Source organism: Streptomyces kryoterrae (genome assembly GCF_054072135.1).
The window spans coordinates 4,010,439-4,027,024 of the sequence record NZ_CM133358.1 but is presented as its reverse complement, the minus strand read 5'-3'; the positions used below and the strand labels follow the sequence as shown (position 1 = coordinate 4,027,024).

The 16,586-nt window shown below is 71.4% G+C and carries 13 protein-coding genes; 11 read left to right on the top strand and 2 right to left on the bottom strand.

Features of this window, described 5'->3' with window-relative positions; all coding sequences use genetic code 11:
* Positions 1-39: 39 nt before the first annotated feature.
* Positions 40-3,708 (top strand): glycosyltransferase, encoded by a 3,669-nt coding sequence (locus tag ACW4TU_RS17060; protein ID WP_457428670.1) that lies wholly within the window; start codon positions 40-42, stop codon positions 3,706-3,708.
* Positions 3,705-5,210: a DUF5719 family protein gene (locus tag ACW4TU_RS17055; protein WP_457428669.1), complete on the top strand. Its 1,506-nt coding sequence runs from the start codon at positions 3,705-3,707 to the stop codon at positions 5,208-5,210. Before ACW4TU_RS17060 ends, ACW4TU_RS17055 begins: the two co-directional genes overlap by 4 nt.
* Before the next feature lie 25 nt (positions 5,211-5,235).
* Here ACW4TU_RS17055 and ACW4TU_RS17050 read toward each other — a convergent pair whose 3' ends face one another.
* On the bottom strand, positions 5,236-5,691 hold the full coding sequence (locus tag ACW4TU_RS17050) for a metallopeptidase family protein (protein ID WP_457430167.1): 456 nt from the start codon (positions 5,689-5,691) through the stop codon (positions 5,236-5,238).
* 281 nt (positions 5,692-5,972) lie between these two features.
* Between ACW4TU_RS17050 and ACW4TU_RS17045 the strand changes: the two genes are divergently transcribed.
* The 8 genes from ACW4TU_RS17045 (at position 5,973) to ACW4TU_RS17010 (ending at position 14,300) form a co-directional block, all read left to right on the top strand.
* Positions 5,973-6,392, top strand: a complete 420-nt coding sequence (locus ACW4TU_RS17045) for a DUF3499 domain-containing protein (RefSeq protein WP_457428668.1) — start codon at positions 5,973-5,975, stop codon at positions 6,390-6,392.
* A 131-nt stretch (positions 6,393-6,523) separates the two neighbouring features.
* Entirely contained in the window at positions 6,524-7,891 is a 1,368-nt protein-coding gene (locus ACW4TU_RS17040; RefSeq protein WP_457428667.1) for a phosphomannomutase/phosphoglucomutase, read from the top strand.
* A gap of 157 nt (positions 7,892-8,048) precedes the next feature.
* Positions 8,049-8,219: a Trm112 family protein gene (locus ACW4TU_RS17035; RefSeq protein WP_133928598.1), complete on the top strand. Its 171-nt coding sequence runs from the start codon at positions 8,049-8,051 to the stop codon at positions 8,217-8,219.
* 29 nt (positions 8,220-8,248) lie between these two features.
* Positions 8,249-9,388 (top strand): SIS domain-containing protein, encoded by a 1,140-nt coding sequence (locus tag ACW4TU_RS17030; RefSeq protein WP_457428666.1) that lies wholly within the window; start codon positions 8,249-8,251, stop codon positions 9,386-9,388.
* 104 nt (positions 9,389-9,492) lie between these two features.
* Complete coding sequence (gene manA / locus ACW4TU_RS17025) at positions 9,493-10,644, top strand: mannose-6-phosphate isomerase, class I (protein ID WP_457428665.1); 1,152 nt, start codon at positions 9,493-9,495, stop codon at positions 10,642-10,644.
* Between the two features lie 169 nt (positions 10,645-10,813).
* Positions 10,814-11,791, top strand: coding sequence for a cation diffusion facilitator family transporter (locus tag ACW4TU_RS17020; RefSeq protein WP_457428664.1), 978 nt, complete (start codon positions 10,814-10,816; stop codon positions 11,789-11,791).
* Between the two features lie 274 nt (positions 11,792-12,065).
* Positions 12,066-13,523: an adenosylhomocysteinase gene (gene ahcY / locus ACW4TU_RS17015; protein ID WP_457428663.1), complete on the top strand. Its 1,458-nt coding sequence runs from the start codon at positions 12,066-12,068 to the stop codon at positions 13,521-13,523.
* Between the two features lie 159 nt (positions 13,524-13,682).
* Complete coding sequence (locus tag ACW4TU_RS17010; RefSeq protein ID WP_457428662.1) at positions 13,683-14,300, top strand: hypothetical protein; 618 nt, start codon at positions 13,683-13,685, stop codon at positions 14,298-14,300.
* On the opposite strand, the gene ACW4TU_RS17005 is transcribed toward ACW4TU_RS17010, so the two are convergent.
* A complete protein-coding gene (locus tag ACW4TU_RS17005) occupies positions 14,297-15,235 on the bottom strand; it encodes an RDD family protein (protein WP_457428661.1) in 939 nt (312 codons plus the stop codon). The genes ACW4TU_RS17010 and ACW4TU_RS17005 overlap by 4 nt on opposite strands.
* A 130-nt stretch (positions 15,236-15,365) precedes the next feature.
* On the opposite strand from ACW4TU_RS17005, the gene ACW4TU_RS17000 reads away from it, so the two are divergent.
* Positions 15,366-16,373, top strand: coding sequence for a stage II sporulation protein M (locus ACW4TU_RS17000; RefSeq protein ID WP_457428660.1), 1,008 nt, complete (start codon positions 15,366-15,368; stop codon positions 16,371-16,373).
* Positions 16,374-16,586 lie beyond the last annotated feature (213 nt).

The following is a 16,586-nucleotide window of genomic DNA, read 5'->3' as shown; positions in this document are numbered from 1 at the left end:
GCGTCCACCACAGTCCACCGAACCGGGGCCCGTACCTCGATGTCCGCGCACAGCCACACCGCAGCCGACTACGGCACTGCCACCACGCCCGAGTTCCCGCGTCACGTGGTGACCGCGGTGCTCGTCTCCCACGACGGCGCCCGCTGGCTGCCCGAGGTGCTCGCCGGGCTGCTCGGGCAGGAGCGCCCGGTGCAGAACGTCATGGGGGCCGACACCGGCAGCGCGGACGACTCCGCCCAGCTGGTCACCGAAGCCCTCGGCGCCGACCGCGTCCTGCACCTCGCCCGCCGCACCGGCTTCGGCCAGGCCGTCGAGGAGGCGAACCGCACCGCGCCCGTCCTCACCCCGGACGAGCTGACGTATCTGAAGCGCCCCAGCGGCTGGGACCCCGTCACCCGCAGCTGGCGCGACGACGCGTACGACATGCCGGAGCTGCCCCACGGGGAGCCGGTGCAGTGGCTCTGGCTGCTGCACGACGACTGCGCCCCCGACCCGGACGCCCTGGCCCAGCTGCTGCGGGTCGTGGAGCACGAGCACGAGTTGGGCCGGGGCGACGACATCGCGGTCGTCGGCCCCAAGCTGCGCGGCTGGTACGACCGCAGACAGCTCCTCGAAGTCGGTGTCACCATCGCCAACTCCGGCCGCCGCTGGACCGGCCTGGACCGCCGCGAGCAGGACCAGGGCCAGCACGACCACGTCCGCCCGGTGCTGTCCGTGTCCACCGCGGGCATGCTCGTACGGCGTGACGTCTTCGACGAACTCGGCGGCTTCGACCGCCGGCTGCCCCTGATGCGCGACGACGTCGACCTGTGCTGGCGCGCCACCGCCGCCGGCCACCGCGTCCTCGTCGCCCCCGAGGCGGTCGTACGGCATGCCGAGGCGTCCTCCCGTGAGCGTCGCACCGTCGACTGCGTGGGCCGCACCTCCGCGTCCCCGCACAAGGTCGACAAGGCCGGCGCCGTCTACACCCTGCTCGTCAACAGCCGTACGGCACAGCTGCCCTGGGTGCTGCTGCGGGTGATCCTCGGCACGTTCGTGCGCACGGTGGCGTATCTGGTCGGCAAGGCCCCCGGACAGGCCGTCGACGAGATCCGCGGCCTCCTGGGCACCCTGCTGCGGCCCGAGCGGATCATCGCCGGGCGCCGCCGACGAGGTGCCGCCCAGGTCGACAAGGGCGAGCTGCGAGCCCTGTTCCCACCGCCCGGCGCGACCGTGCGGGCCACCATCGAACAGGTCGCCGGTGACCTCGGCGGCCGCTCCGACCCCGAGGTCACCTCCGGCGCGGGCCGGCACGGCGGCGCTGTCGAGTCCGGACCCGGCGGTGACGACGCCGACTTCCTGGAGGTCGAGCAGTTCGTCCGCCTCAAGCGCATCGCCCGCAAGCCCGGCCCGGTGCTCTTCCTGGTACTCCTGCTCGTCTCGCTCGTCGCCTGCCGTGCACTGCTCGGCGGCGGTGCCCTCGTGGGTGGCGCGCTGCTGCCCGCTCCGGCCGACTCCGCCGACCTCTGGGCGCGTTATCTGGACGCCTGGCATCCGGTGGGCGTGGGCGACACCTCGTCGGCGCCGCCCTATCTGGCGCTCGTCGCGATGCTCGCCTCCACGCTGTTCGGCTCGGCGGGCCTCGCGGTCACCGTCCTGCTGATCGCCTCGGTGCCGCTGGCCGGCTTCACCGCGTACTTCGCCTCCCGTCCGCTCGTCGAATCGCGGCTCCTGCGCGCGTGGGCGGCCGTCGTCTACGCCTTCCTGCCCGCCACCACCGGCGCCCTGGCGGGCGGCCGGATCGGCACCGCCGTACTCGCCGCCCTCCTGCCGCTGATGGCCCGCGCGGGCATCGCGGCCAGCGGCCTGGCACACGCGTCGGGAGCACGCGGCAGCTGGCGCGCCACCTGGGCGTTCACGCTCCTCCTGACGATCACCACCGCCTTCACACCGATCGTGTGGCCCATCGCGCTGCTGCTCGGTCTCGCGCTCCTCGTCGTGCGGCGCGGTGAGATCACCGCCTACGGGTTGCGCTTCCTGGCCCAGTTCGGCGTGCCCCTGCTGGTTCTCGCCCCCTGGTCGCTGTCCCTGCTCCCGTTCGGCTTCTTCCAGCAAGCCGGTCTGGAGTACGGCTCCGGGTCCGCCGGAGCCCTCGACCTCCTCAGCGCAAGCCCGGGCGGCCCCGGCACGGTCAGCGGGCTGATGCTCATCGGCGTCGTGCTGGCCGCACTGGCCGCCCTGCTGCGCACCGAACGCCAGTTCGGTATCTGGACCGCCTGGGCGGTCGCCCTGGTGGCACTCGTCTTCGCGGTCCTCTCGAACAGTTCGACGTGGGCCGGACCCGCCACCCTCGTCTACGGCCTCGCCCTGCTGGCCGCCGCCGCGCTCGGCGCCGACGGGGCACGCTCGCGCGTGGCCGAGCAGAGCTTCGGCTGGCGTCAGCCGGTCGCCGCGCTGATCGCGTTCGCCGCCGCCGCGGGCCCGCTGCTCCTCGCCGCCGGCTGGATGATCGGCGGCGCCGACGGACCCCTGGAACGACGCGACCCCGTCCAGGTGCCCGCGTTCGTCGCCGAGGAGAGCGGCACCCGCGACCAGGCCCGCACCCTGGTCCTGGCCGGCGACTCCACCGCCCGCGTCGGTTACAGCCTCGTCCGCGGTTCCGGCGCCCGCCTCGGCGACGGCGAACTCGCCGCCCAGAGCGGTGAGAACGAACTCCTCGACAAGGTGGTCGCCAACCTCGTCGCGGGCTCCGGCGCGGACCAGGCCGACGAACTCGGCGGCTTCGCCGTGCGCTACGTCCTCGTCCACAAGGGCGCGCCCCGCCAGGTCGGCCGTGTCCTCGACGCCACACCCGGCCTGACCAGGCTCAGCCAGCAGGACGGCGGCGCACTGTGGCGCGTCGACCGGCAGGTCTCACGCGCCGCCGTCGTCCCGGCCTCCGGCACCGGTGCCCCGCTGCCCGTCGCCGCCGGACCCGTCGACATCCACACCACGATCCCGGCCGGCTCCGGCAGCCGCGTCCTGCGCCTCGCCGACTCCGCCGACGAGGCCTGGACGGCCACGCTGGACGGCAGGCCCCTCACCCCCACCACCCTCGACGGCTGGGCCCAGGGCTTCGAACTCCCCTCCTCCGGAGGGAAGCTGGACGTCATCTTCGACACCCCGGTCGGCCACACCGCCTGGCTGTGGACGCAGGGCGGGCTCGCCGTCGTCCTCGTCGTCATGGCCCTGCCGGGCCGCCGCCGGGACGTCGACGACGACCTTCCCGAGGAGGAGCGCGCCATCCCCGCCCAGGCCACCACCGGCGAGGGCCGCCGTGCTCGCCGCCTGCGCGCCCAGGCGGAGGCCGACCAGACCGAACAGGCCGACGAACACGCCGGGTTCCCCTCCGTCACCCCTCCGCCGGAGGAGGCCCCGGCCGCGATCCCGCAGCAGCAGCCGTACGGCGACGAATGGAACACCGCGGCCTACGCGGGCACCCAGTACGACGGCTACAACGCCGACCAGTACCAGAACACCCAGCAGTACCCGCCGGGCACCTACGACCCGGCGTACCAGGGGGATCCGTACCAGAGCGGCCAGTACGACCCGTACGCCTACGGCGGTTCGCCGCAGACGACGTCGTACGACCAGACGTACACCCAGGGTTACGACCCCGCGTACGACCCGGCGCAGCAGCCACAGCAGCCGCACCCGCAGGATGAGCGCCCCGACGGGAGCCAGCAGTGAACCGCACCACCCTCTCCCTGCTCGCCGGCACGACCGCGCTCGCCGCCGTCACCGGCTTCGCCTCGATCAGCACACCAGACGCGTCCGACGCGGACACGGCCAGGACAGCCGCCCAGCTGCCCGTGGAGCGCACGAGCCTGCTCTGCCCGGCTCCCAGCACCTCCGACCTCGCGGAGACGACATACACCTCCTTCACGCCCGTCACAGCGGGCACCGGGAGTGACGGCAAGGCCGAACTGGCCGCCGCCACCGCGGAGTCGGCCACCGGCGCGAAGGGGAAAGGGAAGGGGAAGGGCGGCGCGAAGGCCACCAAGCCCGTCCTCACCCCCAAGGAGCCCGGCAAGCCCGTCACCGGGGACATCTCGGGCGGTGACGCGCCCGCGCTCGTCGGCACCGCCGAGGGGAAGTTCGCGCCGGGCTGGACCGTGCAGGAGACCACCGAGGTCGCCGCGGGCACCGGACGCGGCCTGCTGGGCGTCAACTGCACCGTCCCGGACACCGAGTTCTGGTTCCCGGGCGCCAGCACCGCCGCCGACCGCACGGACTACGTGCACCTGACCAACCCGGACGACTCCGCCGCGGTCGTCGACATCAAGCTGTACGGCAAGGACGGCAGCCTCAAGTCCGAGGTGGGCGAGGGCATCACGGTCCCGCCGCACGGCAGTGAGCCGATCCTGCTGTCCACGCTCACCGACGGACCTCAGGCCGACCTCACCGTGCACGTGAGCGTGCGCAGCGGCCGGGTCGGCGCCGCCGTCCAGGCCCTGGACGCCAAGACCGGCGGCGACTGGCTGACCGCGTCCACCGAACCGGCGGGCAGCCTGGTCCTTCCGGGCATCCCCAAGGACGCCACCTCCGTGCGCCTGATCGCCTTCACGCCCAGCGACAGCGACGCCGACCTGAACGTGCGCCTCGCCTCCCCGACCGGCCTGATCACCCCGGTCGGCAACGAGACGCTGCACATCAAGGCGGGCATGACGGCCGCCGTCGACCTCGGTGACCTCACCCGCGGCGAGGCGGGCTCCCTGGTGCTCACCCCGACCGACACATCGGTGCCGGTCGTCGCCGCCCTGGAGGTCGTACGCGGCAAGGGCGCCAAACAGGAGACCGCTTTCATCCCGGCCACAGGCCCGGTCTCCGCGCGCGCGACGGTCGTCGACAACACCGCCAAGGGCACCACGCTCTCCCTGACCGCCCCGGGCCGCGCCGCCCAGGTGAAGGTCACGGCGTCCGCGGGCAGCGCGGGCGGTACGGCGGCGACGAAGACGTACACGATCAAGGGCGGCACCACCCAGGACGTCGAACTCCCCGTCCCGGTGGGCCTGAAGGGCACGTACGCGCTGACGGTCGAGCGGGTCTCCGGGGGAGCCGTCTACGCGTCCCGGACCCTCGCGGCCCCGGCGGACGGCATCCCGGCGTTCACCATCCAGACACTGCCGGACGACCGGGGGACGGTGGCGGTACCGGACGCGGAACAGGACCTGTCGGTTCTGCAGAGGTGATCGCCCCGAGAGGCGGTACGGGGTGTCAGTCCGACTCCTCGCCGTACCGAGGATCCACGGTGTCCGGGGTGAGCCCCAGCAGCTCGGCGACCTGCTCGACCACGACCTCGTGGACCAGCGCCGCGCGTTCGTCGCGGCCCTTGGTCCGGATCTCGACCGGACGGCGATAGACCACCACACGCGCGGGGTGACCCTCGCGGGCGGCGATCGTGCCCCCCAGGGGGACTGTTTCGTCGGCCCAGGCCTCGGGAGACCCTTCGAGCTGCGGTACCTCAAGGACGAGGAAGTCGAAGTCCGCGAGCTGCGGCCACCGCCGCTCCAGCCGCTCCACGGAGTCCTGCACCAGATCCGCGAACGCCTCGGCGCGGCTCGCGGAGAGCGGAACCTGCGGCGGTGCCACGGGGCCGCGCATGCCACGGCCGTGGCGATCACGGCGGCGGGGCCCGGGGCCTGCGGCGCGGGGCGGTACGGGGTTGTCCATCACTGACGAAGCGTAGTCCCCGCGACCGCCGCACGGGTGCCGGGCACGCTGCACCCGTGGGCAGCGAGGATGATCATTCCAGCCAAGGTTGGGCTCGATCTCGTATGTCTCCTGGAACGCCGATGACCGTCGTTGTCATGGCAATTGACATGGTTTGTGCCAAGTGGTGATCGGGACCAGGGTTGTTCGGTATCTCGTAACCCGCTGTCGCCCCAGGTCAACGAGGTGTCCCAGAAGACCCGCGTGGGCGGTTTCACACCACGACACGGGAGAGTGGGCTGGTGGGGAGTCGTCGCGGCCCGCTCAAGAGTGCGGTACCGTCCAACGTCGTGAGCCCTGTACGTCGCTGTTCGCGCACCGCTTGCGGCCGTCCGGCCGTCGCGACGCTGACGTACGTCTACGCCGACTCGACCGCGGTCCTCGGCCCTCTCGCGACCTACGCCGAACCCCACTGCTACGACCTGTGCGCCGAGCACTCGGAGCGCCTCACCGCGCCGCGCGGCTGGGAGGTCGTCCGGCTCCTGGACAGCTCCGCTCCCGCACGGCCCAGCGGAGACGATCTGGAAGCGCTTGCCAACGCGGTCCGCGAAGCGGCCCGCCCGCCGGGACGGACGGCCGAGGCCGGCGGACCACGCACGGCGGACCCGCGCGAGGTCGCCCGACGCGGACACCTGAGAGTCCTGCGCTCACCGGACAACTGAGCCACCGGAGCCGTTTTCGGCCTCCTCCCCATCCGCGTGTCCAAAACCTCGTCGTCACCTTCCTGCCACAGGGAGTGTCAGTGAGGGCGGGTAGTTTGGGCCGACCAATGGGACTTTCCGAAGGGTTGGCCGTGTCTGCAGATCTGTCGCAGCTCGTGAAGGCGTACGACGTACGTGGTGTGGTCCCCGACCAGTGGGACGAGCCGCTGGCGGAACTGTTCGGCGCCGCCTTCATCCAGGTGACCGGGGCGGACGCGATCGTCGTCGGACACGACATGCGGCCCTCGTCGCCCGGTCTGTCGCGGGCCTTCGCGCGCGGGGCGGCAGCACGCGGCGTCGACGTGACCGAGATCGGGCTGTGCTCCACGGACCAGCTCTACTTCGCGTCGGGCGCCTTCGACCTGCCCGGCGCCATGTTCACCGCCTCGCACAACCCGGCCCAGTACAACGGCATCAAGATGTGCCGGGCGGGCGCCGCACCGGTCGGCCAGGACACCGGTCTCGCCGACATCCGTGAACTCGTGGAGTCCTGGCTGGACCTGGGCACGCCGGAGCCGAAGCCCGTGACACCGGGAACGATCACGCGGCGGGACACGCTGGAGGAGTACGCGGCACACCTCCGCTCGCTCGTCGACCTGACCTCCGTCCGCCCCCTGAAGGTCGTCGTCGACGCGGGCAACGGCATGGGCGGCCACACGGTCCCGACGGTCTTCGCCGGCCTGCCCCTCACCCTCGTCCCCATGTACTTCGAGCTGGACGGCACGTTCCCGAACCACGAGGCCAACCCGCTCGACCCGGCCAACCTCGTGGACCTCCAGAAGCGGGCCCGCGAGGAGAACGCCGACCTCGGCATCGCCTTCGACGGTGACGCGGACCGCTGCTTCGTGGTCGACGAACACGGCGACCCGGTCTCGCCGTCGGTGATCACGGCCCTGGTGGCCTCCCGCGAGCTGGCCCGCAACGGCGGTTCCGGCACGGTCATCCACAACCTGATCACCTCCTGGTCGGTCCCGGAGGTCGTCCGCGAACAGGGCGGCACACCGGTACGCACGCGCGTGGGTCACTCCTTCATCAAGGCCGAGATGGCACGCACGGGTGCGATCTTCGGCGGCGAGCACTCCGCGCACTACTACTTCAAGGACTTCTGGAACGCGGACACGGGCATGCTGGCCGCCCTGCACGTCCTCGCCGCGCTCGGCGGCCAGGACGGCCCCCTGTCGGCCCTCGTCGCCCAGTACGACCGGTACGCGGGCTCCGGCGAGATCAACTCCACGGTGGCCGACCAGACAGGCCGCCTGGCCGCGATCAGGGCTGCGTACGAGGGTCGAGAAGGCATCGAGCTGGACGAGCTGGACGGCCTGACGGTCACCGCGACGGACTGGTGGTTCAACGTCCGCCCGTCCAACACGGAACCCCTGCTGCGCCTGAACACGGAGGCCCGCGACGAGGCGACGATGGCAAAGGTCCGGGACGAGGTACTGAACCTGATCCGAGGCTGACCGGCACCCCGCAGCCCGTCATGGGGCGCCGTATCCGTTCAGCGGCCCCGCCGCGGGCCCTCCCGGCCCAAGCCCTCACCCCCGCCACGCCCGACACCCCGCCCCCCACGGCGGTACCCTGACCGGGCCACATCAGCGCACCTCGAAGGGACACCACATGCCGCTCGAAGCCGGCCTCCTGGAGATCCTCGCCTGCCCGGCCTGCCACGCTCCCCTCAAGGAGCAGGAGACCGAGCTGATCTGCACCGGCCAGGACTGCGGCCTGGCGTACCCCGTCCGGGACGGAATCCCCGTACTGCTCGTCGACGAGGCCCGCCGCCCCGCGTAAGCCCGCCCCGGCGATCGGAGGTGCCACCCATGCTCGACGAATCGCTGCTCGACGCCCCCGAGGCGTTGACGGACGCAGACCGCCGCGGCCTCCTGCGCGGCGCGGCGGAAGCGGGCGCCCGCGTCCGCACAGCCGCCCGCCACGCGGCAGAGGCGGGCATCAACGACCTGAAACCCGACGGCCGCCCCCGAGCCGTCCTGATCGCGGGCCCCGGCGCCGCCGCGACCTGCGTCGCCGACCTCCTCGGCACCCTCGTCGGCGCGACCAGCCCCGTCATCCGCCTGGCCCCCACAGGCGTCGCCCCCGCGGCAGGCGCTCTGCGCTGGGAGCTGCCGGGCTGGGCGGGTTCCGTGGACCTGCTCCTGATCGCCTCTCCCGACGGCACCGAACCCGGCCTGTCCCTGCTCGCCGAGCAGGCCTACCGCCGCGGCTGCACGGTCGTCGCCGTCGCCCCCGCCGACACCCCGCTCACCGAGACGGTGCAGGGCGCGGCCCATGGCCTGTTCGTACGCATGGCGACGACCCCGAACGAGCAGGAGGAGGCGGACCAGCCGCCCGCCGCGTCCGCCCCCGGGGTCCTGTGGGCGCTGCTCACCCCGCTGCTCGTCCTCCTCGACCGCACCGGCCTGCTCACCGCCCCGCCGGACGCGCTGGAGAAGGTCGCCGACCGCCTCGACCACATCGCCGAACGATGCGGTCCGGCCATAGTGACGTACAGCAATCCGGCCAAGACCCTCGCCGTCGAACTCGCGGACACACTCCCGGTGATCTGGACGGAGGGCACATCGGCCGGGCCCGTGGGCCGCCGGTTCGCCGCCGTCCTCGCCGAACTCGCCGGCCGTCCCGCGCTCGCCGCCGAACTCCCCGAGGCGCTCGCCGCGCACGGCGCCCTGCTCGCGAGCCGGCTCGCCGCGGGCGCCGACCCCGACGACTTCTTCCGCGACCGGGTGAGCGAGGCACCAGCCCTGCACGCGCGCGTGGTCCTGCTCCGCGACCGCCCGGCCGGCGGTCTCACCGCCGCCCCCGCCGCCCGCGAACTCGCCCTCGGCCACGACACGGCGATCAGCGAGCTCGAACCGGAGGACGGCACCGAACTGGAGAGCCTGGCGGAACTGATCGCCACCACGGACTTCGCCGCGGTGTACCTGGCGCTGACCGCCGGGGCCTGACCCGCGAAGAACCGCGTAAAGCAGCGGACAGCCCCTGAACCACCGCATCTCACCCCGCTTCACCCCACCTCACACTTCCTCCAACCCGCACCAGAAAGACCGGTATGGACCGCCTCGACAACACCATCCGCCCCTACGCCTGGGGTTCCACCACCGCCATCGCGGCGCTCCTCGGCACCGAGCCGACCGGTGAACCGCAGGCGGAGATGTGGATGGGCGCCCACCCCGGCGCCCCCTCGCGCACCGGACGCGGCACGCTCGTCGAGGTCATCGACGCGGACCCGCGGGGCGAACTGGGCGCGGCGGCCGTCGCCAAGTTCGGGCCCCGTCTGCCCTTTCTCCTCAAGATCCTCGCGGCCGGCGCCCCCCTCTCCCTCCAGGTGCACCCCAACCTCGCCCAGGCGAAGGAGGGTTACGCGGACGAGGAGAACCGCGGGATCCCGGTGGACGCCGGGCACCGCAACTACAAGGACGCCAACCACAAGCCCGAACTGATCTGCGCCCTCACCGAGTTCGACGGCCTGTGCGGCTTCCGCGACCCGTCGCAGACCGCCGACCTCCTCGCGGGCCTGGAGGTCGACTCCCTCAAGCCGTACGTCGACCTGCTGCGCGCCCACCCCGAGGAGGCCGCGCTGCGCGAGGTCCTGACGGCCGTACTCAGCGCGGACCGCGAGGACATGGCCCGCACGGTCACCGAGGCCGCGACCGCCTGCGCCCGCCTCGGCGGCGACTACGCCCCCTACGCGGACATCGCCCAGCACTACCCCGGCGACCCGGGCGTCATCGCGGCCATGCTCCTCAACCGCGTCCGACTTCAGCCAGGCGAGGCCCTGTTCCTCGGCGCCGGCATCCCGCACGCCTACCTCAACGGCCTCGGCGTCGAGATCATGGCCAACTCGGACAACGTCCTGCGCTGCGGCCTGACCCCCAAGCACGTCGACGTCCCCGAACTCCTGCGCGTCGTCCGCTTCGAGGCGAGCGGCCCGGGCGTACTGCGCCCGGAGGCCGCCGCCGACGGCGAGGAGGTCTACGAGACCCCCATCGACGAGTTCCGCCTCTCCCGGTACGTCCTCCCGGAGAGCACACCCGCCCGCGACCTCACCCTCCCGACCCCGCAGATCCTGCTCTGCACGGCAGGCGCGATCCGTACCGGAGACATCGAACTCGCCCCCGGCCAGTCGGTCTTCGTACCGGCGAACGAAGAGGCCGAGGTGTCCGGCCCCGGCACGGTGTTCCGGGCGACAGTCGTCGTCTGACACCACCCGCGGAGACCCTGAGACTGTTCGGGCACATCCCGGGCACTGGTTGCCAGGGTCTGTGTGGCAGCCTGGCGGGCCGTTGCCGGAGGGGGCTGCAACAATGACCCACCGGCAAAGGGCGGGCAAAGCCCGGGACAGCGAACGTACGAAGGGACAACACGAACACATGAGCGCGTCAGGCGGCACCAGGGCGATCGTGGCGGCACTCGGCGCCAACCTCGCGATCGCGGCAGCGAAGTTCGTGGCGTTCCTCTTCAGCGGTTCGTCGTCGATGCTCGCGGAGTCCGTGCACTCGCTCGCCGACTCCGGCAACCAGGGCCTGCTCCTCCTCGGCGGCAAGAAGGCCCAGCGCGAGGCGACCCCCCAGCATCCCTTCGGCTACGGCCGCGAGCGGTACATCTACGCCTTCCTCGTCTCCATCGTGCTCTTCTCGGTCGGCGGCATGTTCGCGATCTACGAGGGCTTCGAGAAGATCAAGCACCCGCACGAGATCGAACACTGGTACTGGCCGGTGGGCGTGCTCGTCTTCGCGATCATCGCCGAGGGCTTCTCCTTCCGTACGGCCATCAAGGAGTCCAACCCGCTTCGCGGCAACGAGTCCTGGAAGGACTTCGTCCGCCACGCCAAGGCCCCCGAACTGCCCGTCGTCCTCCTGGAGGACCTCGGCGCGCTCGTCGGCCTGGTCCTGGCCCTCGGCGGCGTCGGCCTCGCCCTCGCCACCGGCGACGGCGTCTGGGACGGCATCGGCACCCTCTGCATCGGCATCCTGCTCATCCTGATCGCCCTGGTACTGGCCGTCGAGACCAAGTCCCTGCTGCTGGGCGAGGCCGCGGGCCCGGAAGCGGTCGTGAAGATCGAGAAGGCGATCGTCGACGGCGACACCGTCACCGGCATCATCCACATGCGCACGCTGCACCTCGGCCCCGAGGAACTCCTGGTCGCCGCCAAGATCGCCGTCCAGCACGACGACTCCGCCGCCGAGGTGGCCACCGCGATCAACGCCGCCGAGTCCCGCATCCGCGCCGCCGTCCCGATCGCCCGCGTCATCTACCTGGAACCGGACATCTACAGCGACAAGGACGCCGCCAAGGGCCCCGACCGTGAGGCCACCCCGGGCGGCCCGGCCCAGCCCGCCGCCCACTGAGTTCCCCTCCACCCGGTCTCGATCTGTCCTGATGTGTGCGCAGGCGGACTGGGGACGGCCGGGCGACAGGTGTAGCTTGGGACGGAGCCAGACGTCGCTGCTGATGGCGGTCGGGCGGTCCCACAACGGACCGACCGAGGGAGAGAGGGCCTCCGACGGACTGTGCTGCGCGTACTGGGGCATGCCTGTGCCCTCTTCGGGCACCCCTGTGTCCGCCGCCGCGCAGACCAGCCGTACGTACCCACCTCGCCCCAACCTTCAGGAGCAGCCCGTAATGACGACTGTCGACGCCCGACAGGACTTCAAGGTCGCTGATCTCTCCCTGGCCGAGTTCGGCCGCAAGGAGATCACCCTCGCCGAGCACGAGATGCCCGGTTTGATGTCCATCCGCAGGGAGTTCGCCGCCACTCAGCCGCTGGCCGGGGCCCGCATCATGGGCTCGCTGCACATGACCGTGCAGACCGCCGTCCTGATCGAGACCCTGGTCGCCCTGGGCGCCGAGGTCCGCTGGGTGTCCTGCAACATCTTCTCCACCCAGGACCACGCGGCCGCCGCCATCGCGGTAGGCCCGAACGGTACGCCCGAGAACCCGCAGGGCATCCCGGTCTTCGCCTGGAAGGGCGAGACGCTGGAAGAGTACTGGTGGTGCACGGAGCAGGCCCTGACCTGGCCGAACACCCCCAGCGGCGGCCCGAACATGATCCTGGACGACGGCGGCGACGCCACCATGCTCGTCCACAAGGGCGTCGAGTACGAGAAGGCCGGCAAGGTCCCCTCCGCGGACACCGCCGAGTCCGACGAGCACCGCGTCGTCCTCGAACTCCTCGACCGGACGATCACCGACGGCTCGCAGAAGTGGACCCAGGTCGCCTCGGAGATCCGCGGCGTGACCGAGGAGACCACGACCGGCGTCCACCGCCTGTACGAGATGCAGCGCGACGGCGCCCTCCTGTTCCCGGCGATCAACGTCAACGACGCCGTCACCAAGTCGAAGTTCGACAACAAGTACGGCTGCCGCCACTCCCTGATCGACGGCATCAACCGCGCCACCGACGTCCTCATCGGCGGCAAGACCGCGGTCGTCTTCGGCTACGGCGACGTGGGCAAGGGCTGCGCGGAGTCCCTGCGCGGTCAGGGCGCCCGCGTGATCATCACCGAGATCGACCCGATCTGCGCGCTCCAGGCGGCGATGGACGGCTACCAGGTGGCGACCCTCGACGACGTCGTCGACAAGGCCGACATCTTCATCACCACGACCGGCAACAAGGACATCATCATGGCCGCCGACATGGCCAAGATGAAGCACCAGGCGATCGTCGGCAACATCGGCCACTTCGACAACGAGATCGACATGGCCGGCCTCGCGAAGATCCCGGGCATCGTCAAGGACGAGGTCAAGCCGCAGGTCCACACCTGGAAGTTCCCCGACGGCAAGGTGCTCATCGTGCTGTCGGAGGGCCGCCTGCTGAACCTGGGCAACGCCACCGGCCACCCGTCGTTCGTGATGTCCAACTCCTTCGCGGACCAGACCCTGGCCCAGATCGAGCTGTTCACCAAGCCCGACGAGTACCCGACCGACGTCTACGTGCTGCCCAAGCACCTCGACGAGAAGGTCGCCCGTCTCCACCTCGACGCGCTCGGCGTGAGGCTGACGACGCTCCGCCCCGAGCAGGCCGCGTACATCGGTGTCGAGGTCGAAGGCCCGTACAAGCCGGACCACTACCGCTACTGAGCCGGCACCCAGCCAGTGGTGAGCACGTCCGTGCACGGACGCGCTCACCACCAGCAGGTCCTCCGAGGCAGGCCCCCGCACCCCCGTGGCGGGGGCCTGCCCCTTTACCGAGGCTCGAAGGCCCAAGCGACAGCGACAGTCCGAAAACCCAGGACCCCCATGCCCCGCGGCCGATATTCGCTCCACGATCCGCACGATCACACCCCCCTCGCAGAAGAACACTTCCACTGCGCCCCCGGCCCTTCCGGCTGGCGTTACGTCTCCCAACTGACCACCCCCTCGGGCGACCACAGCGGCTCCGTCGACCTCACCCTCGACGACCTGGGCCGTCCTATCCGCCTCGAACTCCACGCGGCGAGCTGGCAGGTCCGAGGCGCCGCACTCGACGGCGTCACCTGGGTGCGCACCGACCCCACCGGCACTGACGCCACCGAAGGCAACGTCCGAGCCCACGCCTTCACCGGCACATCCCCCGCGTTCCTGGTCGCCACCGCCCGCCTCCTGCGCCTCACCCCCTCCGCCGCCGCAACCCGCGTACGCCTCGTCGCCCTCACGGACCCCGTCCTCGCCCCCCGCACCGTGGACCAGTCCTGGGCCTTGGTGAAAAGAGAAGCACACGCCACTGACAACGGCCCTCTGACAGTGGACGAATACCAGGTCACAGCCCTGGACACGGGCGAACAGCACGCCGTACACATCGCCGGAGACGTGGTCCTCGCCGCACCGGGCATCGAGCTGGAACACCTGGAGTCCCCGCCGTCGACGTTCGCCGATTAGGCGGGTGGCGCGAACCCACCGGAGGAGTGGAGACCACCGTCCCGGTCCTGCGGCGCGGCTTCGGCGACCGGGACGGGCACGGCGGCTTCGGCGACCGCAGGATAGGGAACCGCGGCAGGCGGTTGCGACGCCGGCGCCCCGAACGACTGAGGCACCCGGGCCACCCCGGGTCCGCTGGTCGCCGCCCCGCTCCCGAACGCCCGCCGAGCCTCCCGCACCTGCCGCTCCTGCACCACGGCCGCCAGATAGGCGGCCGGAGGAACATTCTGCGGCGCGGCAGTCCCCGTACGCGCCGCCACATCGGCGGCGAGCCGCTCGGCCATGGCCCAGCCCACCTGCGGATCCAGCTGTCCCATGCGCGTCAGATACTGACGTACGGCCAGCCACAACCAGTCGGGCACGCCCGACAGATCGAGTTCCGCGAACTGTCCGGACAACCAGGGCGGCGGCGGAGGAACGAACGCGGTCCGACCGACGGGCACCCGCTCCCGAACGACGAGCGTGCCCGCGACGACATCACCGATCCGCCGTCCCCGCGCCGAGACGAGCGAGGCGATACAGGCCACCACCCCGGCCGTCATCAGAATCTCGACCACGCCGACCGCACCCCGAACCAGCGCATGCCGGAAGCGGATCGGCCCGCCGTCGTCCCGCACCACCCGCAGACCGCACGCCATCTTGCCGAGCGAACGGCCATGGCTGAGCGTCTCAACCGCGATCGGCGCGCCCACCAGAACCAGAATGAACGCCGCGATGGAGAGAGCGACCTGCGCCGCCTCGTCCAGCGAGGCCGTCGATATGATCAGGACAATCGTGACGACGGTGTAGACCAACCCGACCACAACTAGGTCGAGCAACACGGCAAGCGCCCTACTGGGCAGTTTCGCGGGGCGCAGCTCCAGCGCCACCGCCTCGCCCGTAACCAGCTCACTCACGCCTGCCGTCCTTCCCCTGACCTGCCCCTGGAACCACCAGTCTGCCAAGCTGAAGGGGCATCGCGCCGCAGTACGACAAGCCGACACCCACGACGCGCAGTCGACGAACAGCCGAGGAGCAGGCAAAACGATGGACCTCGACGTCTTCGTCTCCGCCCACCGCGCCGAGTGGGACCGCCTGGACGCACTGCTGCGCCGCCGACGCCGCCTCACCGGCGCCGAGGTGGACGAACTCGTGGCCCTCTACCAACGCACCGCCACTCATCTCTCACTGATCCAGTCGAGCGCACCGGACCCGCAGCTGACCGGTCGGCTCAGCCAGCTCGTGGCACGCGCGCGTAGTGCCGTGACAGGAACACGCCGCGCCTCCTGGCGCGACGTCACGCGCTTCCTCACCCACGGTTTCCCCGCGGCGGTCTACCGAGCGCGCCGCTGGTGGGTCCCCACCGCGCTCATCTCCACGGCGGTGGCGGTCCTCCTGGGATGGTGGATAGGCACGCATCCCGAGGTGCAGTCCTCCATAGCGGCCCCCGACGAACTGCGCGCCCTCACCCGCCCCGGTGGTGAGTACGAGACCTACTACTCCAGCCACCCAGCCGCTTCCTTCGCCGCCCAGGTGTGGACGAACAACGCCCAGGCCGCCGCGATGTGCCTGGTCCTGGGAGTCTTCCTCTGCTTCCCGGTCATCTGGATCCTCTTCCAGAACATGCTCAACGTGGGCGTCGGCCTCGGCCTGATGTCCTCGGTAGGTCGGCTCGACACCTTCCTCGGCCTGATCCTGCCGCACGGCCTCCTGGAACTGACCGCCGTCTTCGTTGCTGCCGGTACGGGCCTGCGCCTCGGCTGGACAGTCATCGACCCGGGCCCGCGCACCCGCCGTACAGCACTGGCCGAGGAAGGACGAGCAGCCCTGGGAATGGCCATAGGCCTGGCCCTGGTCCTCTTCGTCTCGGGTGCGATAGAAGGCTTCGTCACCCCATCGGGCCTGCCCACCTGGGCGCGCATCACGATCGGGGTCGTTGCCGAACTGGCCTTCCTCGCCTACGTCTATGTCCTTGGCGGTCGCGCGGTCCGCGCCGGCGAGACGGGCGACCTCGAAGCGGCCGAGCGCAGCGCCGCCGTCCCCACGGCTGCCTGATGTGCGGGCACACCTGCCGGGCTGCTAGTCTCCTCTTCGCCCCACAAGAGCCGTTGACGCGGAGCTAGCGGGGAGGTAGGTTAGAGCAGTTGCCTGGAGCCGGACAGGCTCGGTGGCGACAGTGAAAATCTACTGGTCGCTCGAGAACTTGGATTCTTGAGGACCACATCCCGATGAATCTCAGGAATGAACAGCCGGTCAGTCCGGCTAAAA

Excerpts from the sequence above, each read along its gene's own strand:
- ACW4TU_RS17020 (WP_457428664.1), top strand. The coding sequence starts at position 10,814 with ATGAGCGCGTCAGGCGGCACCAGGGCGATCGTGGCGGCACTCGGCGCC.
- ahcY (WP_457428663.1), top strand. The coding sequence starts at position 12,066 with ATGACGACTGTCGACGCCCGACAGGACTTCAAGGTCGCTGATCTCTCC.
- ACW4TU_RS17010 (WP_457428662.1), top strand. The coding sequence starts at position 13,683 with ATGCCCCGCGGCCGATATTCGCTCCACGATCCGCACGATCACACCCCC.
- ACW4TU_RS17060 (WP_457428670.1), top strand. The coding sequence starts at position 40 with ATGTCCGCGCACAGCCACACCGCAGCCGACTACGGCACTGCCACCACG.
- manA (WP_457428665.1), top strand. The coding sequence starts at position 9,493 with ATGGACCGCCTCGACAACACCATCCGCCCCTACGCCTGGGGTTCCACC.
- ACW4TU_RS17050 (WP_457430167.1), bottom strand. The coding sequence starts at position 5,691 with ATGGACAACCCCGTACCGCCCCGCGCCGCAGGCCCCGGGCCCCGCCGC.
- ACW4TU_RS17030 (WP_457428666.1), top strand. The coding sequence starts at position 8,249 with ATGCTCGACGAATCGCTGCTCGACGCCCCCGAGGCGTTGACGGACGCA.
- ACW4TU_RS17000 (WP_457428660.1), top strand. The coding sequence starts at position 15,366 with ATGGACCTCGACGTCTTCGTCTCCGCCCACCGCGCCGAGTGGGACCGC.
- ACW4TU_RS17035 (WP_133928598.1), top strand. The coding sequence starts at position 8,049 with ATGCCGCTCGAAGCCGGCCTCCTGGAGATCCTCGCCTGCCCGGCCTGC.